Source organism: Ideonella sp. (assembly GCF_041918995.1).
Lineage (GTDB): Bacteria > Pseudomonadota > Gammaproteobacteria > Burkholderiales > Burkholderiaceae_C > Ideonella.
Window position 1 is genome coordinate 27,478 of sequence record NZ_JAYRUN010000023.1, and the last position, 23,228, is coordinate 50,705.

Sequence of the window (23,228 nt, forward strand, 5' to 3'; positions counted from 1 at the left end):
ACCGACCCCGACCCGCCGCCGACACTGAAGGAACGAATCATGGACACCCAACAGATCCTGGCCGAGATCCGCGAAGCCAACCTGTCGTACCTGATGCTGGCGCAAAGCCTCATCCGCGCCGACCGCGAGCAGGCCCTGTTCCGCCTGGGCGTGTCGGAGGAGACGGCCAACCTGATCGCCACGCTGACGCCGGCGCAGATGATGAAGATCGCCACCGGCAACACGCTGCTGTGCCGCTTCCGCATGGACGATGATCTGGTCTGGAGTCTGCTCACCAACCACGGCAAGTCGGCTGCCAATGACAGCGTCAGCCGCCTGCACGCGTCCATCCTGATGGCCGGCCGCCACCAGGAAGCCGCCTGAATGTCTGCCCCGGTCCTGCGGCTACGCAGGACCACCCCCGGGGGGTTGCCGAGCCGCCTTGGGAGCGGCCCGGCGCCGGCTCGGTAGGATTGTCAGCCCCGGTCCTGCGGCTACGCAGGACCACCCCCGAGGGGTTGCCGAGCCGCCTTGGGAGCGGCCCGGCGCCGGCTCGGTAGGCGTTGTTCACCAGAAGAATCGAGGACACCATGGCCACCCGCACCAAGAGCATCCTGACCGAAGCCCGTCAGATCGAGCGTGCCGTCACGCTCATCCAGCTCGGCGCCCGCCTGCAGGTGCTGGAGTCGGAGACCGACCTGTCCTACGAGCGCCTGCTGCGCCTGTACAAGGAAGTGGCGGGCAAGTCGCCCAGCAAGGGCCAGCTGCCCTTCTCCACCGACTGGTTCATGACCTGGCAGCCGAACATCCACGCCAGCCTGTTCCTGAACATCCACGAGTACCTGAACAAGACCTCCGAGATGGAGGAGATCGACACCATCATCAAGGCCTACCAGCTGTACCTGGAGCAGACCGCCGCCCAGGGCCTGGAGCCGATGCTGTCGGTCACCCGCGCCTGGCGCTTGGTGAAGTTCGTGGACAACGGCATGCTCACCATGACCAAGTGCAACAAGTGCGCCGGCCACTACGTGACCCACCCGCACGAGATCGCCAAGCACTTCGTCTGCGGCCTGTGCAACCCGCCGGCACGCGCCGGCAAGGGCCGCCAGGCGGGCGCCCTGCAGATGCCCAGCGCCAGCAGCCGCCAGGTCGAGACGCACGACATGGACTGACGCCCGCGGCGCGCTGGCGGCGCCGGTTGCGAACTCTTACCGGATCAGGGGGCCCATCGGGCCCCTTGCCGCTTCAGCGCCGCGGCCGGCGGCCGATGTCCACGGCGAGCTGAATCTGTTGTGTTCATGCTTGTCTCCTCCTGGCACGACCCGTCGTGCCTTGCGGCGGGCCCACCCCCAGTGGCGGCCCGCCTTTTTCTTGGTGCGGGGGAAAAGCGGGGCATCCGCGGTGCTTCGCGGCCCTTCGGGAACGGCCGGCGGCCTCAAGCTTCGGTCCATTGCCGCCGATATCGGGACAGCGACCGCATGCACGAACCTGCGGGCGCACAACCACAACACCGCCTCACCCCTCCCCCGTCACACCATGTTCGTCATCGTCGGCTGGCTGGTCGCCATCGGTTGCATCTTCGGGGTGTACATCGTCCACGGCGGCAACATCGGTGTGATCCTGAAGGCGCTGCCCTTCGAGATGATCACCATCTTCGGCGGCGCCATCGGCGCCTTCGTGGCCAACAACCAGCCCAAGGTGCTCAAGGCCACGCTCAAGGGCCTGGGCGGCTGCTTCAAGGGCAGCAAGTACAGCAAGGCGCGCGCGATGGAACTGCTCGCGCTGCTCTACGAGATCCTGCAGAAGGCCCGCAAGGAAGGCCTGATGTCCATCGAGAAGGACGTCGAGGACCCGCACAACTCGCCCATCTTCCAGAAGTTCCCCACCGTGGGGCACGACCACCACGTGGTGGAGTTCATCACCGACTACCTGCGCATGATGGTGTCGGGCAACCTGAACGCCCACGAGATCGAGTCGCTGATGGACAGCGAGGTGGACACCCACCACGCCGAGGCGCACGCCGCGGCGGCCGCAGTGGCCCGCCTGGCCGGCGCCCTGCCCGCCTTCGGCATCGTGGCCGCGGTGCTGGGCGTGGTGAACACCATGGGCTCGGTGGGCCAGCCGCCCGCCGTGCTGGGCGGCATGATCGGCTCGGCGCTGGTCGGCACCTTCCTGGGCATCCTGCTGGCCTACGGCTTCGCCGAGCCGCTGGCCGGCCTGATGGAGCAGAAGATCGACGAGGACGGCAAGGAGCTGCAGTGCATCAAGACCACGCTGCTGGCCTCCATGCAGGGCTATGCGCCGCAGGTGGCCATCGAGTTCGGCCGCAAGGTGCTGTACTCCACCGAGCGCCCCACCTTCGGCGAGCTGGAAAGCCACGTCAAGGGAAAGAAGTGAGCGGGAGGGTCGACCACCATGGCCGGTGACGCCAAGAAGCTCCAGCCCATCATCGTCAAGCGCGTCAAGAAGGGCGGCCATGCCGCCCACGGCGGCGCCTGGAAGATCGCCTACGCCGACTTCGTGACGGCCATGATGGCGTTCTTCCTGCTCATGTGGCTGCTGGGCAGCACCACCGAGGGCGACAAGAAGGGCATCGCCGACTACTTCGCCTCGCCCATGAAGGTGGCGCTGGCCGGTGGCGCGGGCTCGGGCGACGCCTCGCACGTGGTCAAGGGCGGCGGCGAGGACCTCACCCGCAGCCAGGGCCAGATCAAGCGCGGCGACGTGGACGCGCCCAAGCGCACCATCAACCTGGCCGCCCTGAAGGCCGAGCAGCGCCGCGCCGAGATGGCGCGCCTGAACGAGATCAAGAACACCATCGAAGAGAAGATCGGCGCCAGCGAGAAGCTGCGCGCAATGTCCTCCCAGATCCGGCTCGACATGACCCGCGACGGGCTGCGCATCCAGATCGTGGACGAGCAGAACCGGCCCATGTTCGCCAGCGGCAGCGCCGTGGTGCAGCCCTACATGCGCGAGCTGCTGCAGGCCATCGGCGCCATCCTGACCGAGGTGCCCAACCTGCTCACGCTGGAGGGCCACACCGACGCCCAGGCGTTTGCCGGCGGCGAACGGGGCTACAGCAACTGGGAGCTCTCGGCCGACCGCGCCAACGCCTCGCGCCGCGAGCTGCTGGCCGGCGGACTGGCCGAGAACCGGGTGCTGCGGGTACAGGGCCTGGCCTACAGCCAGCCCTTCGACCGCCAGGACCCCTACAGCCCGGCCAACCGCCGCATCAGCATCATCGTGATGAACCGCGAGGCGGAAGAGCGTGTGTTCCGCACCGAGCTCGAGCCCGCCACCGACCCCACCGAGGCAGAGGCCGCGGCCTCAAGTCCCGCCGCGCCCTGACCGATAACGCCTCAAACCCTGCCGAGGACCGCCATGAACCAGAGTGACCTGAAATTCCTTGTCGTCGACGACTTCTCGACCATGCGTCGCATCGTGCGGGGCCTGCTCAAGGAGATGGGCTGCAACAACTGCGAGGAGGCCGAGGACGGCCAGGTCGCCCTGAACATGCTCAAGCAGAGCAAGTTCGACTTCGTGGTCAGCGACATCAACATGCCCAACATGAACGGCTTCGAGCTGCTCAAGGCCATCAAGGCCGACGACTCGCTCAAGCACCTGCCGGTGCTGATGGTGACGGCCGAGGCCCGCAAGGAAGACATCGTGCTGGCCGCCCAGAGCGGCGCGGCCGGCTACATCGTCAAGCCTTTCACCAAGGCGACGCTGGAAGAGAAGGTCCAGAAGATCATGCAGAAGCTCGCGGCGACGGCCTGAAGCCAAGGGAGACCACCATGAAGATGGAAGACCTGACCTCGCTGACGCCCGCCGAGCCCCTGATGGTCTCGCCCGAGGTGTTCCAGCAACTCGGCAACATCACCCGCGTGCTGCACGACACCATGCAGCAGCTGGGTGTGATGCCCAAGCTGCAGGTGGCCACCGACGGCCTGCCCGACGCGCGCAGCCGGCTGACCTACATCGCCAACAAGACGGCCGATGCCGCCAACAAGGTGCTGAACTCGGTGGACCTGGCCAAGGCCGAGCACGCCGAGATCAACGAGGCCACGCGGGCGCTGGCCAAGGCCATCGTGGCCGACCCGGTGCGCACGGTCGCCAGCGGCGCCGTGATGAACTTCGTGCAGGACGTCGAGCAGCGCACCTCGCGCATCGACGGCCACCTGACCGACATCATGATGGCCCAGGACTTCCACGACCTGACCGGCCAGGTGGTGGCCAAGGTCGTGTCCCTGGCGAACGACCTGGAGGACAGCCTGGTGAAGCTGCTGGTGCAGGTGGTGCCGCCGGAGCAGCGCGAGAAGGTGGACCCGAACGTGCTGCACGGCCCGGTGGTCAACCCGGAGGGCCGCACCGACGTGGTGAGCAACCAGAGCGAGGTCGACGACCTGCTGGCCAGCCTGGGGTTCTGAAGGCCGGGCCTCACCCTCACGACGCGCCCTGCGGGGCGCGTTGTCGTTGGTGGGCCGACGTCCTTGTGGCGCATGCGCCACGAACAACCGCCGGATCGCATGGCCTACCCGGAAGTGACACGGCCCCCCCGGACAATGGGCGGGCTGCCCAGGGAGGCAGTGACTTTCGACACTCCATTCACCATGAAGAAGACTGCATCCATCCTGGCGCTGGTCGCCACCCTGTTCACCACCGGCGCCATGGCGCAGGGTTATGTCAGCGCCGACGCCGGCGTGTCCAGCGTCGACCTCGAGTGCGACGGCGCCGCCACCTGCGACGACTCGGGCACCACCTTCCGCCTGACCGGTGGCTACGGCTTCTACGACAACCTGTCGGCCGAGCTCGCCTACGTGGACTACGGCAAGGCCAAGGCCGCCGACCCGGGCGTCAGCCTGTCGATGCGCGTCTCCGGCTTCCAGCTGGGCCTGGCCTACCGCCTGCCGCTTGCCGACGCCTGGGGCCTGAACTTCCGCGCCGGCATCGCCAGCCTGAAGACCAAGGCCGACGCCACGTTCGAGGGCCTGTCCGGCTCCACCTCCGAAACCAACACCCAGCCCTACTTCGGCATCGGCGCCGACTTCGCCCTGTCCAAGACCCTCAAGCTGCAGGCCGGCTACGAGATGACCAAGGCCGAGCTGGAAGGCGAGAAGACCGACCTCAGCGCCCTGACCGTGGGCCTGCGCTTCGACTTCTGACCGACGCCGTCGTGGCCCTGCTACGACCAAGGGGGCGGCCCTCGGGCCGCCCCCTTTTTCTTTGGCCTGAGGGCCGTGGCCGGCCCGTGCGGGCCATCAACCGGCCGGTGCCAGGGCCGTCAGCAGTTCGTCCAGCAGCGCGCTGGCGCCCAGGCGGCAGCGCGCGGGGGTCACCGCCTCCGTGCCCAGCACCTGCGCCACCTGCTGCAGGTAGCCCGCCGCCTCGGCGAGCGTGCGCACGCCGCCCGAGGCCTTGAAGCCCACGCGATGGCGTGCCGCGGGATCGGCGGCGATCTCGGCCAGCATCACTGCCGCGGCCTGCGGGGTGGCGCCCACGGGCACGCGGCCGGTGCTGGTCTTGAGGAAATCGGCCCCTTCGGCCAGCGCCAGCCGGCTCGCCGCCGCGATGTGCGCCGCGGTGGCGAGCTCGCCGGTCTCCAGGATGACCTTCAGGCCCAGCGGGCCGGCCGCGCGGCGAGCGGCCGCCACCAGGCGCGCGCAGGCCGCCAGGTCGCCCGCCCGCAGCGCGCGCCAGGGCAGCACCAGGTCCACCTCGTCACCGCCGGCATCGGCGATGCGGCCCACCTCTGCCTGGACCGCCGCCACGTCCGTGCCGCCCGCCGGGAAGTTGGCCACCGCCGCCACGCGAACGGCCGCCGGCACCCGGGCGCGGGCCCGCGCCACGAACCGCGGCCACACGCACACCGCCGCCACCGGGCCGAACGGCGTGCAGGCCCGCTGGCACAGGGCGTCCACGTCGGCCTCGGTGCAGGCGTCGTCCAGCCGGGTGAGGTCCAGGCAGGCCAGGGCCTGCCGCGCGAGGGGGGTCATGCGGTGTCTTGCCTGCGGTGCAGTGCGGTCAGGACGGCCACGAGCAGGTCCACCGCCCGCTCGCTCGCGTCGGCGGCCGTCCGCAGGGTCTGCGCATGGCTCAAGTGCCCGCTGTCCAGCCCGCAGCCCAGGTTGGTGATGAGCGACAGCGCCAGCACACGCAGCCCCGCATGGCGCGCCAGGATGGTCTCCGGCACGGTACTCATGCCCACCGCGTCGGCGCCCAGGCGCTGCAGCATGCGGATCTCCGCCGGCGTCTCGAACTGCGGACCCATCATCCAGGCGTACACGCCCTCGTGCAGCGGGCCGCCGCCGCCCGCCTGCACCGCGGCCTGGGCCTGCGCGCGCAGCCCGGCGTCGTAGGCGTCGGCCAGGTCCACGAAACGGTGATCGCCCCGCTCGCCCCACAGCGGCGTGCGCTGCACCAGGTTCAGGTGGTCGGCCACCAGCATCACCTGCCCGGGCCCCATGGCCGGATGCAGGCTGCCCGCGGCGTTCGTCTGCACCAGGGTGCGCAGGCCCGCGGCCGCCAGCGCGCGGATCGCACCCTTCATGGCCGCGGCGTCGCCGTGCTCGTAGGCATGGCTGCGGCCGCACAGCACCACCACCGGCGGCTGCGTGGCCGGCGCCCCGGGCAGCTGGCCCACCACCACGCGGCCCGCATGCCCGGCCACGGTAGGCGGCACGAAGCCCGGCAGGTCCGCGTAGTCCACGGCCTGCGGCGCCTGCAGGCGGCCCACCAGGCCCGCCCAGCCGGAGCCGAGCAGCACGGCCGTGTGCGGCGCCCGCGCGCCCCAGGCCTGGCGCAGCCGGGCGGCGGCCCGGTGCGCGTCGTCGTCCGGGAAGCCAGGCGGGGGGGGCAGGGTCACGGTGCGCGGAACGGTGGGGGAAAGGACGCCATTTTCCGACGCTCGTCAACACCGGCCCCCGTATAGTCGCAGGAGGCCGGAGGGGCCGGCAAACGACAAGGGGGCAGCCAGCGCCGGCATGTCACCCAGGAGACACACCACGTGACGACCATTGGCGCCGATCTGTTGCTCGCCGCCAGCCTGCTGGTGGCCCTGCTGGCCGCCACGGTGCAGCTGTCCAGCGCCTTCGTGCGGCGCCTGGCCGAACGCGCCGCGCCGCGGCGGCGCCTGACGGCGCTGCATGACGGCGCCGCGGCCCACTGGCGTGTGCGGGTGGCCATGTACACCGTGCTGGTGGCCTCCGGCGTGCACGCCGCCACCCAGGCCTGGCACGCCGACCACCGCGAGCGCCAGCGCCTGGCCGATGCGCAGCTGGCCGACATGGCCGGCGCCCAGCGCATGCTCAGCCAGCGTCTCGCGCGCCTGTCCACCCTGGCCGCCCATGCATCCCCGGACGAGCCGGACTACCGCGACACCCTGCGCGCCGGCCTGCACGACGCCCGCGAGCGCGCCGAGGACCTGTCCCGTCGGGTGGACGAGCTCGCCGCCGACCTCGGCCCGGATGGCGCGCCCCTGCAGGTGGCGGCCGAGCAATGGCATGCCACCCGCACCCGGCTCTGGCGGCGCATCGCCGAGCTGCTGGAGGCGGGGCCCGACCTGGCGCCTGCGGTGGAGAAGGCGCTGCACGCCGACGCCGAGCTGGCGCTGGACGCGGCGCAGGCGCTGGTGGACGCGGTGCGGGCCGCGGCCGACAGCCGCCACCAGGAGCAGGTGGACCGCGCCAAGGTGTGGGCGGCCTTCACCGTGCTGCTGATGGTGACGGTGGCCATCGTCATGGCCGAGCCCGCGGCGCGTGCGGTGCGCCGCCAGTACCGCCGCCTGGCCACGCAGTCGCTCGCGCTGGAACGCCTGGCCCTGGTGTCCGAGCTCACCTCCAACCTGGTGATCGTCACCGACGAGACGCGCCGCATCACCTGGGTGAACGACGCCTTCGCGCGCCTGACCGGCCACGCGCCCGACGAGGCCCGCGGCCAGGAGCCGGTGGCCCTGCTGCGCGGCCAGCGGGCCGCGTCGGCCGACACCGGCGCGGCCGAGACCGCCGCCGCGCGACTGCTGCGCGCGCTGGAGGCCGGCCACGGCGTGCGCGTCACCCTGGCGGCGCAGCGCCGCGACGGCGGCGAGCTCTGGCTGGACCTGGACGTGCAGCCGCTGCACGGCCAGACGGGCGAGCGCGCCGGCTTCGTGATGGTGGGCACCGACATCACCGAGCGCCGCCGCGCCCTGGCCGACCAGCGCATCGCGGCCATCGCCTTCGATGCGGGCGACGCGGTGGTGATCACCGACGCCCGCCAGGTGATCCTCAAGGTGAACCCGGCGTTCACCCGCATCACCGGCTACAGCGAGGCCGAGGCCGTGGGGCAGGTCACCGGCCGGCTGCTGCGCTCGGGGCGGCACGACGAGGCGTTCTACCGCGGGCTGTGGGCGGTGCTGCAGCGCGATCGCCATTGGCAGGGCGAGATCTGGAACCGGCGCAAGAACGGCGAGCTGTATCCCGAATGGCTCAGCATCACCGCGGTGCTCGACGAGGACGGCCAGGTGGCCAACTACGTGGCGGTGTTCGCCGACATCACGCAGAAGAAGCAGGCCGACGAGACCATCCACCAGCTGGCCTTCTACGACCCCCTGACCGAGCTGCCCAACCGGCGCCTGATGCGCGACCGGCTCGGGCAGGCGCTGGCCCACGCGGCGCGCGAACGCCGGCCGCTGGCGGTGCTGTTCATCGATCTGGACCACTTCAAGGCGCTGAACGACACGCGCGGGCACGACGTGGGCGACCGCCTGCTGCAGGAGGTGGCCCACCGGCTGCGCGCCTGCGTGCGCGCGGCCGACACCGTGGCGCGCCTCGGGGGGGACGAGTTCGTGGTGATCCTGCCCGACCTGAGCGCCAGCCCCGAGCGCGCGGCCGCCGAGGCGGAGATGGTCGCGGAGAAGATCCGCGCGGCGCTGGCGCAGCCCTACCCGGTGGACGAGCAGGGCTGGCACTGCACGCCCAGCATCGGCATCGCCCTGCTGGCCGGCGAGGCCGCCGACGCCGAGGCGGACGAGCTGCTCAAGCGCGCCGACACGGCCATGTACGAGGCCAAGCGCTGCGGCCGCAACACGATCCGCTTCTTCGACCCGGCCACGCATGCGGCCATGGCCGAGCGGGTGGCCCTGGAGGCCGACCTGCGCGCGGCGCTGGAACGCGAGGAGTTCCGCCTGGTCTACCAGGTGCAGGTGGACGTCAACGGCAGCGCGATGGGCGCCGAGGCCCTGCTGCGCTGGCACCACCCGCGCCGCGGCGTGGTGCCGCCGGCGGACTTCATCCCGCTGGCGGAGGACACCGACCTCATCGTGCCGATCGGGCAATGGGTGCTGGTGTCGGCATGCCGGCAGCTGCGGCGCTGGGCCTGGAGCGACGCGGCACGCGAACTCACGCTGGCCGTCAACGTGAGCGCGCGGCAGTTCCGCCAGCCCGACTTCGTGGACCGGGTGCGCGACGCGCTCGCCAGCACGGGCGCCGACCCCAGCCGCCTGTGCCTGGAGCTGACGGAATCCGTGGTGCTCGACGACCTCGTGGACACGGCCGCCAAGATGGGGGCGCTGCGCGACCTGGGCGTCTCGCTGTCCATCGACGACTTCGGCACCGGCCAGTCCTCGCTGGCCTACCTGGGCCGTCTGCCGCTGGACCAGCTGAAGATCGACCGCAGCTTCGTGGCCAACATGCTCGGCCGGCGCACCGAGGCGGTGATCGTGCAGGCCATCATCGGCATGGCGCGCAGCCTCGGGCTGGAGGTGCTGGCCGAGGGCGTCGAGACGCTCGAGCAGCGCGATGCCCTGCGCGCCTGGGGCTGCGGCGCCGCGCAGGGCTGGCTGTTCGGCCGCCCGCTGCCCATCGAGGAGTTCGAGCGCCGCCACGCCGCTGGCGCGGGGCATGCGGTGGCACCACCCGAACCCGCCGCCACGCCCCCCACGCCGGCCTGAGGCCGCGCGCGTAGCATCGCCCCATGGTCGACCGCCTGCCCCCCGCGGGCGCCCCGCGCGCCGAGCCGCCCGCCGCCGCCCTGGCCGCGTGCCACGCCCTGCCCAAGGTGCTGCTGCACGAGCACCTGGACGGCGGGCTCGCCCCCGCCACCCTCGCGGCATGGCTGCAGCGCCGCGGCATCGCCGGGCCGGCCGAGGGCCCCGAGGCGCTGGCCGCGTGGTTCGCCGCCCACGCCCAGGCCGGCAACCTGGTGGACTACCTGCGGGGCTTCGACTGGACGCTGGCCGCCATGGCCGAGCCGCCCGCCATGGCGCAGGTGGCCTTCGAGGCCGCCGAGGCCGCGCGCGCCCAGGGCTGCGTGCTGGCCGAGTTCCGCATGGCGCCGCTGCTGCTGGCCACGCCCACCGTGCCGGCCGAGGCGGTGGTGGAGGCGCTGCTGCAGGGGCTGCAGCGCAGCGCGCTGCCCAGCGGCCTGATCCTGTGCGCCATGCGCCAGGCCAGCCCGGCGGACAGCCTGCGCGTGGCCCGCCTCGCCCTGCGCTACCGCGACGCCGGCGTGGTGGGCCTGGACCTGGCCGGCCCCGAGGCCGGCCACCCGCCCGGCCACCATGCCGCCGCGCTTGCCCTGGCGCGCGACGCCGGCCTGCCGCTCAGCCTGCATGCCGGCGAGGCCGACGGACCGGAACGCGTGGAGCAGGCGGTGGCCCTGGGCGCCCGGCGCATCGGCCACGGCGTGCGCCTGGGCGACTGGCTGGCGGATGCGGCCGGCCGTGACCGCCTGGCCGCGCTGCGCGAGGCCGGCATCCACCTGGAACAGTGCCCCAGCAGCAACGTGCACACCGGCGCCGCCGCCTCGCTGCGCGCCCACCCGATCGCCGCGCTGTGGCGCTTCGGCCTCAGCCTGTCGTACCACACCGACAACCCGCTCATGTCCGCCACCACGCTCAGCCGCGAGGCCGCCCTGCTGCTGTGCCACCAGCCGCTCACGCCGGCCGACCTCATCGACATGGCGCGCCAGGCCGCGCGCCACAGCTTCCTGCCCGCCCCGGTGCGGCAGGCCGCGCTGGCGCAGATCGACGCCGCCGGGGTGCCGGCATGACGCTGCCCTGGCCGCTGCCGGCTCTGCTGGCCTGGGGCGCTGCCTGGGGCGCCTTCCTGGGGCTGCCGCGCGTGGGGGCCAGCGCCGCCGGCGCCTTCGTGGTGGGCGTGGGGCTGGTCGTGGCGGTGGCCTGGCGCCTGCCCGCCACGCGCTGGCGCCGCGTGTTCCTGGTCGCCGGCTTCCCGCTGTCCGTGGTGGCCGCGGGGGGCGCCGCGGGGGCGCTGCCGGCCTGGGCCTGGCTGCTGCCGCTGGCGCTGCTGCTGGCGGTGTACCCGCTGCAGGCCTGGCGCGATGCGCCGGTGTTCCCCACCCCGGCGGACGCGCTGGGCGGCCTGGCCACCGCCGCCCCGCTGCCGCCACAGGCGCGCGTGCTGGATGCCGGCTGCGGCCTGGGCCACGGGCTGCGCGCCCTGCGGGCCGAGTACCCGGGCGCCCGCCTGGAGGGGCTGGAATGGAGCTGGCCGCTCGCGCTGGCGTGCCGGCTGCGCTGCCGTTTCGCCCGCGTGCGGCGGGGCGACATCTGGGCGGAGGACTGGTCCGGCTACGACCTGGTCTACCTGTTCCAGCGGCCCGAGAGCCTGCCGCGCGCGCTGGACAAGGCGCGGCGCGAGCTGCGGCCGGGCGCCTGGCTGGTGAGCCTGGAGTTTGCCGCCGCCGGCCTGCGGCCCACCGCCCGCCTCGACGCCCTGCCGGGCAAGCCGGTGTGGCTGTACCGCGCCCCCCTGCCAGCCACCGAGCCGCCCCGCTGACCGCCATGCCCGAACGCGCCCACCTCGACCCGGAACTGTCCTTCCACGCCTGGCTGGCGGTCAACCGCATCCCGTCCATGCTGGCCTACTGGGACCGGAACGGCGTCTGCCGCTTCGCCAACGCCGCCTACCTCAAGTGGTTCGGCGTGCCGCCGGAGGCCGTCGTCGGGCGGCCGATCCAGGACCTGCTGGGCCCCACCCTGTACGCCAAGAACGAACCGCACGTGCTGGCGGTGCTGCAAGGCGTGGAACAGACCTTCGAGCGCGTCGTCCCCGGCGCCGACGGCGTGCAGCGCCATGCCCTGGCGTGTTACGTGCCGCACGTCGCGGACGGCGAAGTGCGCGGGTTCGTCGCCCACGTCACCGAGATCACCAAGCTGAAGGAAACCGAGGCGGCGCTGCGCCACGAGCAGGCCCTGCGCCAGCGCATCGAGCAGCACGCCGCCGAGCTCAAGGCGCTGCTGGACGAGCGCAGCGAGATGCTGCAGGTGCTGGCGCACGAGGTGCGCCAGCCGCTGAACAACGCCTCGGCCGCCCTGCAGAGCGCCGCCACCACGCTGGCGGCCGGCGGCGAGCAGGTGGCCTCGCACAGCCTGGCACGCGCGCGCGCGGTGCTGGGGCAGGTGCTCGCCCGCATCGACAACACGCTGGCCGAGGCCTCGCTGCTGTCGGGGCACGAGCCGATCACCCAGCACGACACCGACATCGATACCCTGCTGGCCATGGTGGTGGCCGACATGCCGGCGGGCGAGCGGGCCCGCATCGCCGTGGACCGCCAGTCGGCGGCGCGCACCGCGTCCATGGACACCGGCCTCATGCGCCTGGCCCTGCGCAACCTGCTGGCGAACGCCCTGCGCCACGGGCCCGCGGACACGCCCGTGGTGCTGCGCGTGCAGGACAGCGACGAGCCCCTGGGCCTGCTGTTCGAGGTGGAGGACCACGGGCCGGGCATCCCGGCCGACGTGCGGCCGCGCGTCTTCGAGCGCGGCGTGCGCGGGGGCAGCGCACCGGGCCACGGCCTGGGGCTGTACATCACGCGGCGGGTGATGGAGTTGCACGGTGGCACGGCCGGCGTGGCCCGCAGCGACGCCACGGGCACCTGCATGCGCCTGACGCTGCCGCAGTCCGGCGGCTGAGCGCCGCGGCGGCGCGGCTCAGCCCGTGCTCACACCACGCTCAGTGGTGCACGGAACAGGTAGCCCACGCGGGAGCGCGACTGCAGGGGCACCACCGCCGGGGTGGCCCGCTCGATGCGGCGGCGCAGGCGGAAGATGGCGGCGTTCAGGCCGTCGGCGCCATGCTCCGGGGGCTCGTCGCGGCCCAGGCACTGGCGCAGCGTCTCGCGCGGGACCACCTCGCCGTCGGCCTCCAGGAAGCACTCCATCATCGCCAGGTCCGCCGGGCTGAGCTGGATCCGGGCGTCGTCGGGCGCCACCAGCTGGCTGGCGCGGCGGTCCAGGCGCCAGCCGGCCCGGGCCATGGCGGGCAGGCTGCCCTCCACGCGCCGCTGAATGGCCGTGATGGCCAGCACCACCTGCTCGAAGGCCACGGGCTTGGCCAGGTACATGTCGGCGGTGGCGTCGACCACCTGCTTGAACACACCCGGGTCCAGCCGCCCGGAGACGACGAGGATGCCGGCATGGGTGCGGCGGCGCAGCGTCTCGATGAGCTGGATGCCGTCCACACCGGGCAGCATCAGGTCCACCACATAGAAGCCGTAGCCATAGGGGTGGTCCGCGGTGAGCAGGTCGCGGCCGTCGTGGAACACGTCCACGGTGATGCCGTGCCCGCGCAGGTGCTCCGCGAGAAAGTCGGCGAATTCGCGGTCGTCGTCGACCAGGGCGAGGGTGCGGGGCGGCATGGGGCGCCAGATTGCACCAGATCCGGCGGCCCAGGGCCAGCAGGATTGGGATGGACTTGCCCCTTTGTTCATACGAAGCGAATAAATCGCACTGCAGAGAATTTCCTTCGCACCGATAACCCTGCACCCATCCCGGAATGCGGGGTCCCCCACGTGCCCCCGCAACCGCTTCGAAGGCCACCCATGAAGTTTGAACACCTCTCCGTCCGTGCCCGCCTCACCCTGGCCTTCGGTGGCCTGGCGGCTGTGGTCCTGATGGTCGCCGGCCTGTCGATCCAGTCGCTCAGCGACGCCAACGACCGCTTCGTGGACTACATCGATGGCATCAATGCGCGCACGCTGCTCGCCAATGACATCCAGACGGCCGTTGACCGGCGCGCCATCGCGGCGCGCAACCTCGTCCTGGTCACCCAGCCGGATGCCGCCGCCGCGGAAAAAGCCGCGGTGAGCCGCGCCCACGAGCAGGTCGGCGCCAAGCTCGCCGAGCTGAAGAAGATGGCCGCCAGCCCGGATGTGTCCGAGGAGGCGCGCCGCCTCATCCAGGGGATCGACGCGGTGGAGCAGCGCTACGGGCCGGTGGCGCTGTCCATCGTGCAGGCAGCGCTGGACGGCCAGCGCGACGCCGCCATCGCTCGCATGAACGACGAGTGCCGGCCCCTGCTGGCCGAGCTCACGAAGGCCTCCACGACCTACCGGGAGTACACCGCCGGCCGGTCGCGCCAGCTCATCGAGGCGGCGGGCGACGAGTACGCCTCCCAGCGCGCCTGGCTGATCGCCGCCTGTGCCGTGGCCTTCCTGGCCGCCACCGTGGCCGGGGTGATGATCACCCGCAGCCTCACCCGCGCGCTCGGCGCCGAGCCAGCCGAGCTCAGCGAGGCCACCCGCCGCGTCGCCGCCGGCGAGCTCAGCCCCGTGCCGGGCGCCGACCACGCCCCCGCCGGCAGCGTGCTGGCCTCGCTGGGCACCATGCAGGCCAGCCTGGCGCGCATCGTCGCCCAGGTGCGCGGCGCCTCGGACTCCATCGCCACCGGCTCGTCGCAGATCGCCACCGGCAACGCCGACCTGTCGCAGCGCACCGAGGAGCAGGCCAGCGCCCTGCAGCAGACCGCCGCCACCATGGACCAGCTGGGCACCACCGTGCGCCACAACGCCGACAACGCCGTGCAGGCCAACCAGCTGGCCGCCGGCGCCAGCACCGTGGCCACCCAGGGCGGCGAGGTCGTCGCCCAGGTGGTCGACACCATGAAGGGCATCAACGAGAGCTCGCGCCGCATCGCCGACATCATCGGCGTGATCGACGGCATCGCCTTCCAGACCAACATCCTGGCGCTGAACGCCGCCGTGGAGGCCGCCCGTGCCGGCGAGCAGGGCCGCGGCTTCGCCGTCGTGGCCGGCGAGGTGCGCTCGCTCGCCCAGCGCAGCGCCGAGGCCGCCCGCGAGATCAAGGGCCTGATCACCGCCAGCGTGGAGCAGGTGGAAAAGGGCACCGAGCTCGTGGACCGGGCCGGCGCCACCATGCAGGAGATCGTCGGCTCCATCCGCCGCGTCAGCGACATCGTGGCCGAGATCAGCGCCGCCAGCGCCGAGCAGAGCACCGGCGTGGGCCAGGTCGGCCAGGCCGTCAGCCAGATGGACCAGGTGACCCAGCAGAACGCCGCGCTGGTGGAGCAATCCGCCGCCGCCGCCGAGAGCCTGCGTCAGCAGGCCGGCCACCTCGTCTCGCTCATGTCCACCTTCAAGGTGGCCCAGCCGGCCTGAGGCCCCCGGCGGCCGCGGCCGGCGCGTCGCCGGCCGGCAGGGCCAGGGCCACCTCGTGGCGCACCGCCTGGGGCGACACCGGCTTGACCAGGTGGGCGTCGAAACCCGCGGCGGCCGAGCGGGCCCGGTCGGTCTCCTGCCCCCAGCCGGTCACGGCCACCAGCCGGCATCGGGCGCCGCCCGGCTGGCCGCGCAGCGCCGCGGCCAGCTGCCAGCCGCTGGCGTCGGGCAGGCCGATGTCCAGCAGCACCAGCGGCGGCAGGCCGGCCTCGACCGCGCGCAGCGCACCGGCGGCGTCGTAGGCCACCGCCACGGCGAGGCCCTCGGCGCGCAGCAGCGTGGCCAGCGTGTCCGCGGCGTCGCGGTTGTCGTCCACCACCAGCACCTCGCCGCTGCGCCGCGGCCAGGGCAGCACGTTCGACGGCGGGGCCTCGGCCGCGCCCAGCGGCGCGGCGCTGGCATCCAGCGGCAGGGTCACGGTGAAGCAGCTGCCCGCGCCCAGGCCGGGGCTGTCCGCCCTCACCCGGCCGCCGTGCAGCTCCACCAGCTGCCGCACCACGGCCAGGCCGATGCCCAGCCCGGACACCCGCTGCGGGCGCAGCCGGTGCACCTGGGTGAAGAGCTCGAACACCTGGGTGCGCATCTCCGGTGTCAGGCCGATGCCGTTGTCCGTGACCCGCACCACGGCCTGGTCGCCCTCGCGCGCCAGGGCCAGCCGCACTTCACCGCCGCTGTCGGTGTACTTGGCGGCGTTGTCCAGCAGGTTGCCCAGCACCTGCAGCAGGCGCGTGGCGTCGCCGCGCACGGGCAGCGGCTCGGTCGGCAGCAACAGCGCCAGGCGGTGCCCGTGCTGCGCCATCAGCCCGTTGGCCGCCTCCACCGCCTGCTCGGCGAGCAGCCGCAGGTCCAGCCCCTCCTGCCGCAGCTCGATGGCATTGCGCGTGACGCGGCTCATGTCCAGCAGGTCGTCCAGCAGCCGCGCCATGTGGGCGGCCTGGCGCTCGATCACCTGCCGGGCCTGCTGTCGGGACGCGTCGCTGGCGTCCGGCGCGAGAAGCGCCACGGCATAGCGGATGGGTGCCATGGGGTTGCGCAGCTCGTGCGCCAGCGTGGCCAGGAACTCGTCCTTGCGCCGCAGCTCGCGCTGCAGCTGCTGCTGCACCTGGCGCAGGGCCGTGACGTCGGTGGAGGCGCCGATCAGTCCGGTCACATGGCCGGCCGCGTCGGTCACCGCCTCGATGGAGGTGAGGTAGTGGCGCGTGTCGTCCGCCACGGGCACGCTGACGTCCACCCGCGCCCTCGGCCCGCCGCCCAGCACCTGGGCGACGGCCGCGTCGAACGTGGCGCGCGCCGCTTCCGGCACCAGCAGACCCACCCGCTGCCCGACGAAACGTGCGCTGTCCACCGTGGGGTCGGGGTTGTGCAGCCAGGTGTAGTGGCCCCTCGCATCGGCTTCCCAGACGATGGTGCTGCTGGCCCGCAGCGCCACCTCGAAACGCTGGCGCACGGCGCGCCCGGCCTCGTGCGCCTCATGGCTGGCTTCGTGGGCGCGGCGGCTGGCGGCCAGCGCGTCGTCCAGCCGGCAGCGCGTCTGCTGCGCAGCCCGCAGCAGGTGGCGCGCGGTGGAGGCCAGCGCGACCACCAGGCCGCCCGCCAGCAGGAACAGCACCATGACCGCCACGTCCGCGGGTTCGCCCAGGTTCCAGGCGGGCACGGAGGGCGCCGGGCCCTGCCACATCAGCAAGCCGGTGCTGAAGCCCAGGGCCAGTGCACCGGGCGCCCCACCCGCCAGCGCGCCCACCATCACCAGGGCCGGGAAGAAGGCCAGGTACGAGCCCCGGCCGCCCGTGAGCGGCATCAGCGCCATGTTGAGCCACAGCGTGGCCAGCGGAATGGCCGCGGCCAACAACCAACGCAGCCCCGGATGCTCGACGACGACCATGCATGCCCTGACCGGCCCGGTCGGGCCATCGGGGGGCGCAAGGGGCAATCGGCGTGCCTTTGGGGGCAGGCCCGGTGCCGGTGCGGGGCGCTCAGCCGCCGACCAGGCCGTTGCGGATGGCGTAGACGGTCAGCTCGGAGTTGTTCGTGAGCCCGAGCTTCTCCAGCACCCGGGCGCGGTACACGCTCACCGTCTTGGGCGAGAGCGTCAGCTCGTTGGCGATGTCCGCCAGCCGCTTGCCCGAGGCGATCATGACCAGCGTCTGCAGCTCCCGGTCGGACAGCTTCTCGTGCGCGTTCACCGCCTCGGGCGTGGTGAGGCTCTCCACCAGCATCTGGGCGATCTCGGGCGTGACGTACTTGCGGCCCTGGGCCACGGTGCGCACCGCCTGCACCAGCAGCTGCGGGTCGCCGCCCTTGTTCACGTAGCCGAAGGCGCCGGCGCGCAGGGCGCGGATGGCGTACTGGTCCTCGGGGTACATGCTGACGACCAGCACCTTGACCGTCGAGCCCTCGTCCTTCAGCACGTGCAGCACGTCCAGGCCGCTGCGGCCCGGCATGTTGATGTCGAGCACCAGCACGTCGCAGGCGTGGCCGCGCATCAGCGTGCGCAGCTCGCCGTACTCGCCGGCCTCGCCCACCACCTCGATGTCCGGCGCGTCGGACAGGGTGTCGCGGATGCCGCGGCGGATCAGCGCATGGTCGTCGCAGACGATGACTCGGGTCTTCATAGCTCACCCCACGCGGACGGGTCGTGCTCGAGGCCTTCGGTGCCGCCGGTGGAGCCGCCCTGCCCCGGCGCGGACGCACCGGCGCCGCCGTCCAGCGGAATGGAGAGGATCAAGGTGGTGCCCGCCGGGCCGCTGGACAGATCCACCCAGCCGCCCACCGTGGAGGCGCGCTCATGCAGGCCGCGGATGCCGAAGCTGCGCGCCTTGGCCAGATCCGCCTCGGACAGGCCGCGGCCGTTGTCGCTGACCTCCAGCGACAGCACGCCCTGCGCCAGGGACAGGTCGATGCTGACCCGCGTGGCGTGGGCGTGCTTGCTCACGTTAGTGAGCGCTTCCTGGGCGGTGCGGTAGGCCACCAGCGGCACGCCGGGCGGCAGCTGCAGGTGGTCGTGGCTGGAGCGGAAGGTGCACACCACGCCCAGCCGTCGCTCGAAGCGGTTGGCCAGCCACTGCAGCGCGGCCACCAGGCCCTGCTCCAGGATGGCGGGCCGCAGGTTGTGCATGATGCGCTGGCTGGCCTCCAGGGCGTGGTTGACCATCTCGGTCGCGCTGTCCACCCGGGCCTTGAACTCCGCCGACGGCGCGTGGCGGCCCAGCCAGGCGAGGTCGAACTTGAGCGCCGAGAGCGAGCCGCCCACGTCGTCGTGGATCTCGCGGGCGATCGCCGCGCGCTCCATCTCGACGCTGGTCTGCAGGTGCTGGGCCAGCTCGGACAGGCGCTGGCGCGAGGCCGCCAGCTCGCGGTCGGCCCGCTCGCGCGCGCGCACGGTGCGGTAGGCGTCGATGGCGTGCTCGGCCGCCGGCTGCAGCCGCGCCAGGTTGGCCTTGAGCAGGTAATCGGCCGCGCCGTTGCGCATGGCGGCCACCGCCACGTCCTCGCCGATCTCACCCGACACCAGGATGAACGGCAGCTTCAGGCCGCTGTCGCGCAGCATCTCCAGGGCCTTGAGCCCCGAGAAGCCGGGCACGTTGTAGTCGGACACGATGAGGTCCCAGGGCTCGCCCAGCGCCTGGCGGAACTGCGCCTCGGTGTCCACGCGCACGGCCTCGACCTCGGCGCCTCCGCGGCGCAGGTGCGCCATGGCCAACTCGTGATCGAGTTCCGAATCTTCTATATGCAGCACGCGCAGCCTACGGACTGGCGTGTCGGCGCCGATATCGCCTTTCATGGGTCGAGTATCGCGCAGGCCTCGTGCCGCACGCCCCGACCTTGAAGAGGAAATGCACCCGCTTTCGGGCCGTGATCCGCTCAACGTCGGGCGGATGGGTGCCGAAGAATCCGTCACAACTTCCTGCCGGGCCGGCTTGACGGCCGTCAACCCATGCCCATGGAGACACGATGCTGAACCCAGAGAGCTCCGCACCGGACGGCCCACCCGGGTTGCCGCTGCTCGCGGCCGCCGACCTGCAGGACCACCTGATGGTGGCCAGCCACGACCTGGAACGCCTGCAGCGGCTGCTCGACGACGCCAGCGAGACGCTGTCGGCGCACTTCTACGGCGCATCGAGCCAGATCCAGGACTACCTGCGCGAGGCCGCCCGCCAGGAAGACAAGGACCACGGCGTGGTCCACGGTGCCATGCAGGAGCTGGCCGGCGCGATCACCGCGCTGCAGTTCCACGACATGGCCATCCAGCTGATTCACCACACGCAGAAGCGCCTGCGCTCCTGCGCTGACCGCATCGCCCGGGACGCCATGGGCGACGACGACGAGGACGGCAGCGCCATCGTCGAAGAAGGGCCGCTGCGCCCCAACCCCGTCACCCAGGACGAGATGGACGCCGGGTCCATCGAGCTGTTCTGACCGCCCCCATCTCGCTTCCCACTAGAACCTTCGGAGTTACAGCCATGCATTCGATTCTCGCCGTGGACGATTCGCCCTCGATGCGCCAGATGGTGTCCTTCACGCTGAAGAACGCCGGCTTCAACGTCGTGGAGGCGGTGGACGGCCAGGACGCCTGGGAGAAGGCCGGCTCGCGCGACTTCAACCTCGTGCTCACCGACCAGAACATGCCGCGCATGGACGGCATCAGCCTGACCAGGAAGCTGCGCGAGAACCCCAAGTTCAAGACCACGCCGATCCTGATCCTGACCACCGAATCCAGCGACCAGATGAAGCAGGCCGGCCGCGCCGCGGGCGCCACCGGCTGGCTGGTCAAGCCCTTCGACCCCGCCAAGCTGATCGAAGTGATCGGCAAGGTCATCCGCTGAGCCGGGCGGCGCGCCCCTTCGACGGAACACGGCAACCACAAGACTGAAGCGAGGAGCCAGACATGGCCGAGACGAGCAGCGACAACAGCAGCCTGGGCGACAGCATCGACCTGAGCCAGTTCTACCAGGTGTTCTTCGAGGAGGCCGGCGAGAACCTCGAGCAGATGGAGCAGAAGCTCCTGGAGCTCGACGTGACCGCCGCCGACGACGAGGAGCTCAATGCCATCTTCCGCTGCGCCCACTCCGTCAAGGGCGGCGCCGCCACGTTCGGCTTCACCGACGTGGCGGAGCTCACCCACGTGATGGAGACGCTGCTGGACAAGCTGCGCCGCCATGAGCTGCAGCCCAACACCCAGATGGTGGACGTGCTGCTGGCCTCGGGCGACGCGCTCAAGGCCCTGCTGGCCCGCCACCAGGGCAGCGGCGGCGACGCGCTGGACACGCGCGAGCTGGTCGCCCACATCCGCGCCCTCGCCGAAGGCGGCAGCGCGCCGGCCGCCGTGGCCGCGCCTGCGCCGGCGGCCGCCGCGGCGCCGGCCCCCGCCGCCGCACCGGTGGGCCACGCCCCGCCCAGCGGCGTGGTGGCCCGTGCCCTGGTGCTCACGGTGGGCCCGGTGGACAACCCCGGCTGCGCCGAGGGCCTGTTCGACCTGTTCAAGGAAATCAACAACCTGGGGACGATCGAGTCGCTGGGCGGCCCGGTGGACGGCATCCGCCGCTTCAAGATCGTGACCACCACGCCCGACTCGGAGCTGCTGGACCTGTTCACCTTCCACGTGGCGCGCGAGCACATGCAGCTGGCGCCCTACGACAAGGGCTACGGCTTCTACCCCGAGAACCCCGGCGCGCCGCAGGAACCGTCCCCGCCGGACCCCGGCTTCGGCTTCTTCGACGACGCCCCTGGCGCGCCGAACACCGCGGCCGCCGCCAGCCAGGCCGCCGCCCCGGCGCCCGCGCCCGCCACGGCGCCCACCCCGGCCGCCAAGCCGGCCGGCCGCGCCGAAGCCCGTGCCGCGGCCGCCGGCCCCGACTCCACCACGCTGCGCGTGTCGGTGGAGAAGGTCGACCAGCTGATCAACCTGGTGGGCGAGCTCGTCATCACCCAGGCCATGCTCGCGCAGAACAGCAAGAACGTGGACGCCGGCCTGAACCAGCAGCTGCTGTCCGGCCTGGCCGACCTGGAGCGCAACACCCGCGACCTGCAGGAAGCGGTGATGTCGATCCGGATGATTCCGATGTCCATGGTGTTCAACCGCTTCCCCCGCATGCTGCGCGACCTGGCCAGCAAGCTGGGCAAGAAGGTCGAGCTGGTCACGCAAGGGGAGGCCACCGAGCTGGACAAGGGCCTGGTGGAGAAGATCACCGACCCGCTGACCCACCTGGTGCGCAACAGCTGCGACCACGGCATCGAGCTGCCGGCCGACCGCCTGGCCAAGGGCAAGCCCGAGCACGGCACGGTCACCCTGGTGGCCAGCCACCAGGGCGGCTCCATCGTCATCGAGGTGCGCGACGACGGCCGTGGCCTGAACCGCGAGAAGCTGCTGAAGAAGGCCCGCGAGCGCGGCCTGGACGCGCCCGACACCCTGACCGACCAGGAGGTCTACGGCCTGATCTTCGCGCCCGGCTTCTCCACCGCCGACGTGGTGACGGATGTCTCCGGCCGCGGCGTGGGCATGGACGTGGTGAAGAAGAACATCACCTCGCTGGGCGGCACGGTGGAGATCGACTCCGCCGAGGGCTACGGCATGAGCGTGAAGGTACGCCTGCCGCTCACGCTGGCCATCATGGACGGCATGAGCATCGGCGTGGGCGACGAGTGCTACATCCTGCCGCTGTCGTCGGTGGTCGAGTCCTTCCAGGTGGAGTCCACCATGATCAAGACCATCGGCAACTCCGGCCGCGTGGTGGAGGTGCGCGACGAGTTCATGCCCGTCATCGACCTGGAGAAGGTCTTCGACGTGCCGCGCTTCGACTTCGAGAACGTCTCCAACATCATGGTGGTGGTGGAAGCCGAAGGCGGCCGCGTGGCCCTGCTCGTGGACGAGCTGCTGGGCCAGCAGCAGGTGGTGGTGAAGAACCTCGAGGCGAACTACCGCAAGGTGCCCGACGTGTCCGGCGCCACCATCATGGGCGACGGCCGGGTGGCGCTCATCCTGGACGTGGGTGCCCTGGTGCGGCGCACCCGCCACTGATCCCTGCGGCGCGCCCGGCCGTCGCGCCGGGCCGCGACTCGTCAGCCATCGCCACACGAAGAACCACACGGGGTCCCGCATGCTGTCCTTCCTCTCCTCCAAGCAACGCGCGCTGCTGGTGCTGGCGCTCATCGCCGCCGGCCAGGGCTGCGTCATCGCCGGCCTGTCGCTGGGCTGGTCCGCCGGCGCCATCATCGGCGCCAGCGTCACCTTCGGCGTGCTCGCCGGCCTGACCTTCCTGGACGGGCTGAGCGTGCTGCGCCGCTTCCTCACCGAATTCGGCCACCACGCCCAGCGTCTCGCCGACGGCGACCTCTCGGTGGACATCGACTGCTCGGGCGGCTCCGACGCCAGCGCCGTGCTGCTCTCGCTGCAGAAGCTGCAGGCGGAGCTGCGCCGCTCGCTGAGCGCCATCCGCACCGGCGCCGACAGCGTGAGCACCGCCGCCACCGAGATCGCCTCGGGCAACCAGGACCTGTCGCAGCGCACCGAGCAGACCGCGGGCAGCCTGCAGCAGGCCGCCAGCTCGATGACCCAGCTGAACAGCACCGTGCGCCAGAGCGCGGACGCGGCTTCGCAGGCCAACCAGCTGGCCAGCTCCGCCACCCAGGTGGCGCGCCGCGGCGGCGAGGTGGTCTCCCAGGTGGTCTCCACCATGGACGAGATCAACACCAGCTCGAAGAAGATCGCCGACATCATCGGCGTGATCGACGGCATCGCCTTCCAGACCAACATCCTGGCGCTGAACGCCGCGGTGGAAGCCGCCCGCGCCGGCGAGCAG

22 protein-coding genes are annotated in these 23,228 nt (G+C 72.2%); 16 read left to right on the top strand and 6 right to left on the bottom strand.

Annotation, left to right across the window (positions count from 1 at the left end; all coding sequences use genetic code 11):
* Positions 1 to 39: 39 nt before the first annotated feature.
* From flhD to ACE3UN_RS17645, 7 genes are all read left to right on the top strand, one after another.
* Positions 40 to 363 (top strand): flagellar transcriptional regulator FlhD, encoded by a 324-nt coding sequence (gene flhD, locus ACE3UN_RS17615; protein WP_374676293.1) that lies wholly within the window; start codon positions 40 to 42, stop codon positions 361 to 363.
* A gap of 206 nt (positions 364 to 569) precedes the next feature.
* The gene (gene flhC, locus ACE3UN_RS17620; protein ID WP_374676294.1) at positions 570 to 1,151 is read left to right on the top strand and encodes a flagellar transcriptional regulator FlhC; all 582 of its coding nucleotides are present in this window, start codon (positions 570 to 572) and stop codon (positions 1,149 to 1,151) included.
* A gap of 364 nt (positions 1,152 to 1,515) precedes the next feature.
* Positions 1,516 to 2,376, top strand: a complete 861-nt coding sequence (motA, locus tag ACE3UN_RS17625; protein ID WP_374676295.1) for a flagellar motor stator protein MotA — start codon at positions 1,516 to 1,518, stop codon at positions 2,374 to 2,376.
* 18 nt (positions 2,377 to 2,394) lie between these two features.
* Positions 2,395 to 3,327: a flagellar motor protein MotB gene (motB, locus tag ACE3UN_RS17630; RefSeq protein ID WP_374676296.1), complete on the top strand. Its 933-nt coding sequence runs from the start codon at positions 2,395 to 2,397 to the stop codon at positions 3,325 to 3,327.
* Between the two features lie 33 nt (positions 3,328 to 3,360).
* The gene (gene cheY, locus ACE3UN_RS17635) at positions 3,361 to 3,756 is read left to right on the top strand and encodes a chemotaxis response regulator CheY (RefSeq protein WP_374676297.1); all 396 of its coding nucleotides are present in this window, start codon (positions 3,361 to 3,363) and stop codon (positions 3,754 to 3,756) included.
* A 17-nt stretch (positions 3,757 to 3,773) separates the two neighbouring features.
* Positions 3,774 to 4,406, top strand: coding sequence for a protein phosphatase CheZ (locus tag ACE3UN_RS17640; protein WP_374676298.1), 633 nt, complete (start codon positions 3,774 to 3,776; stop codon positions 4,404 to 4,406).
* Between the two features lie 183 nt (positions 4,407 to 4,589).
* A complete protein-coding gene (locus ACE3UN_RS17645) occupies positions 4,590 to 5,141 on the top strand; it encodes a porin family protein (protein ID WP_374676299.1) in 552 nt (183 codons plus the stop codon).
* A 96-nt stretch (positions 5,142 to 5,237) separates the two neighbouring features.
* Here ACE3UN_RS17645 and deoC read toward each other — a convergent pair whose 3' ends face one another.
* Positions 5,238 to 5,972, bottom strand: a complete 735-nt coding sequence (deoC, locus tag ACE3UN_RS17650) for a deoxyribose-phosphate aldolase (protein ID WP_374676300.1) — start codon at positions 5,970 to 5,972, stop codon at positions 5,238 to 5,240.
* Positions 5,969 to 6,841 (bottom strand): purine-nucleoside phosphorylase, encoded by an 873-nt coding sequence (locus ACE3UN_RS17655; RefSeq protein ID WP_374676301.1) that lies wholly within the window; start codon positions 6,839 to 6,841, stop codon positions 5,969 to 5,971. The genes deoC and ACE3UN_RS17655 overlap by 4 nt, the downstream gene beginning before the upstream one ends.
* A 141-nt stretch (positions 6,842 to 6,982) precedes the next feature.
* Between ACE3UN_RS17655 and ACE3UN_RS17660 the strand changes: the two genes are divergently transcribed.
* Genes ACE3UN_RS17660 through ACE3UN_RS17675 form a run of 4 tightly spaced genes read left to right on the top strand, consistent with a single transcriptional unit; the run spans position 6,983 to position 12,889 of the window.
* On the top strand, positions 6,983 to 9,904 hold the full coding sequence (locus ACE3UN_RS17660) for an EAL domain-containing protein (RefSeq protein WP_374676302.1): 2,922 nt from the start codon (positions 6,983 to 6,985) through the stop codon (positions 9,902 to 9,904).
* A 23-nt stretch (positions 9,905 to 9,927) separates the two neighbouring features.
* Positions 9,928 to 11,004: an adenosine deaminase gene (add, locus tag ACE3UN_RS17665; RefSeq protein ID WP_374676303.1), complete on the top strand. Its 1,077-nt coding sequence runs from the start codon at positions 9,928 to 9,930 to the stop codon at positions 11,002 to 11,004.
* Positions 11,001 to 11,753, top strand: coding sequence for a trans-aconitate 2-methyltransferase (locus ACE3UN_RS17670; RefSeq protein WP_374676304.1), 753 nt, complete (start codon positions 11,001 to 11,003; stop codon positions 11,751 to 11,753). Before add ends, ACE3UN_RS17670 begins: the two co-directional genes overlap by 4 nt.
* 5 nt (positions 11,754 to 11,758) lie before the next feature.
* A complete protein-coding gene (locus tag ACE3UN_RS17675; RefSeq protein ID WP_374676305.1) occupies positions 11,759 to 12,889 on the top strand; it encodes an ATP-binding protein in 1,131 nt (376 codons plus the stop codon).
* 29 nt (positions 12,890 to 12,918) lie between these two features.
* On the opposite strand, the gene ACE3UN_RS17680 is transcribed toward ACE3UN_RS17675, so the two are convergent.
* Positions 12,919 to 13,614 carry a response regulator transcription factor gene (locus ACE3UN_RS17680; protein ID WP_374676306.1) on the bottom strand — a complete coding sequence of 232 codons (696 nt, stop codon included), beginning with the start codon at positions 13,612 to 13,614 and terminating at the stop codon, positions 12,919 to 12,921.
* Between the two features lie 183 nt (positions 13,615 to 13,797).
* Between ACE3UN_RS17680 and ACE3UN_RS17685 the strand changes: the two genes are divergently transcribed.
* Entirely contained in the window at positions 13,798 to 15,372 is a 1,575-nt protein-coding gene (locus ACE3UN_RS17685; RefSeq protein ID WP_374676307.1) for a methyl-accepting chemotaxis protein, read from the top strand.
* Here ACE3UN_RS17685 and ACE3UN_RS17690 read toward each other — a convergent pair.
* The 3 genes from ACE3UN_RS17690 to ACE3UN_RS17700 form a co-directional block, all read right to left on the bottom strand.
* Entirely contained in the window at positions 15,350 to 17,314 is a 1,965-nt protein-coding gene (locus tag ACE3UN_RS17690; protein WP_374676308.1) for an ATP-binding protein, read from the bottom strand. The two genes, ACE3UN_RS17685 and ACE3UN_RS17690, sit on opposite strands and share 23 nt — an antisense overlap.
* Before the next feature lie 91 nt (positions 17,315 to 17,405).
* Complete coding sequence (locus ACE3UN_RS17695; protein WP_374676309.1) at positions 17,406 to 18,044, bottom strand: response regulator; 639 nt, start codon at positions 18,042 to 18,044, stop codon at positions 17,406 to 17,408.
* Positions 18,041 to 19,213, bottom strand: coding sequence for a histidine kinase (locus ACE3UN_RS17700; protein ID WP_374676310.1), 1,173 nt, complete (start codon positions 19,211 to 19,213; stop codon positions 18,041 to 18,043). The genes ACE3UN_RS17695 and ACE3UN_RS17700 overlap by 4 nt, the downstream gene beginning before the upstream one ends.
* 170 nt (positions 19,214 to 19,383) lie before the next feature.
* Here ACE3UN_RS17700 and ACE3UN_RS17705 point away from each other — a divergent pair, with 170 nt between their 5' ends.
* The 4 genes from ACE3UN_RS17705 to ACE3UN_RS17720 all read left to right on the top strand — a co-directional run.
* Complete coding sequence (locus ACE3UN_RS17705) at positions 19,384 to 19,848, top strand: hypothetical protein (RefSeq protein ID WP_374676311.1); 465 nt, start codon at positions 19,384 to 19,386, stop codon at positions 19,846 to 19,848.
* Between the two features lie 44 nt (positions 19,849 to 19,892).
* On the top strand, positions 19,893 to 20,255 hold the full coding sequence (locus ACE3UN_RS17710) for a response regulator (protein WP_374676312.1): 363 nt from the start codon (positions 19,893 to 19,895) through the stop codon (positions 20,253 to 20,255).
* Between the two features lie 62 nt (positions 20,256 to 20,317).
* Positions 20,318 to 22,447, top strand: coding sequence for a chemotaxis protein CheA (locus ACE3UN_RS17715; protein ID WP_374676313.1), 2,130 nt, complete (start codon positions 20,318 to 20,320; stop codon positions 22,445 to 22,447).
* Between the two features lie 79 nt (positions 22,448 to 22,526).
* On the top strand, positions 22,527 to 23,228 hold a 702-nt coding region (locus ACE3UN_RS17720; protein WP_374676314.1), incomplete at its 3' end, for a methyl-accepting chemotaxis protein.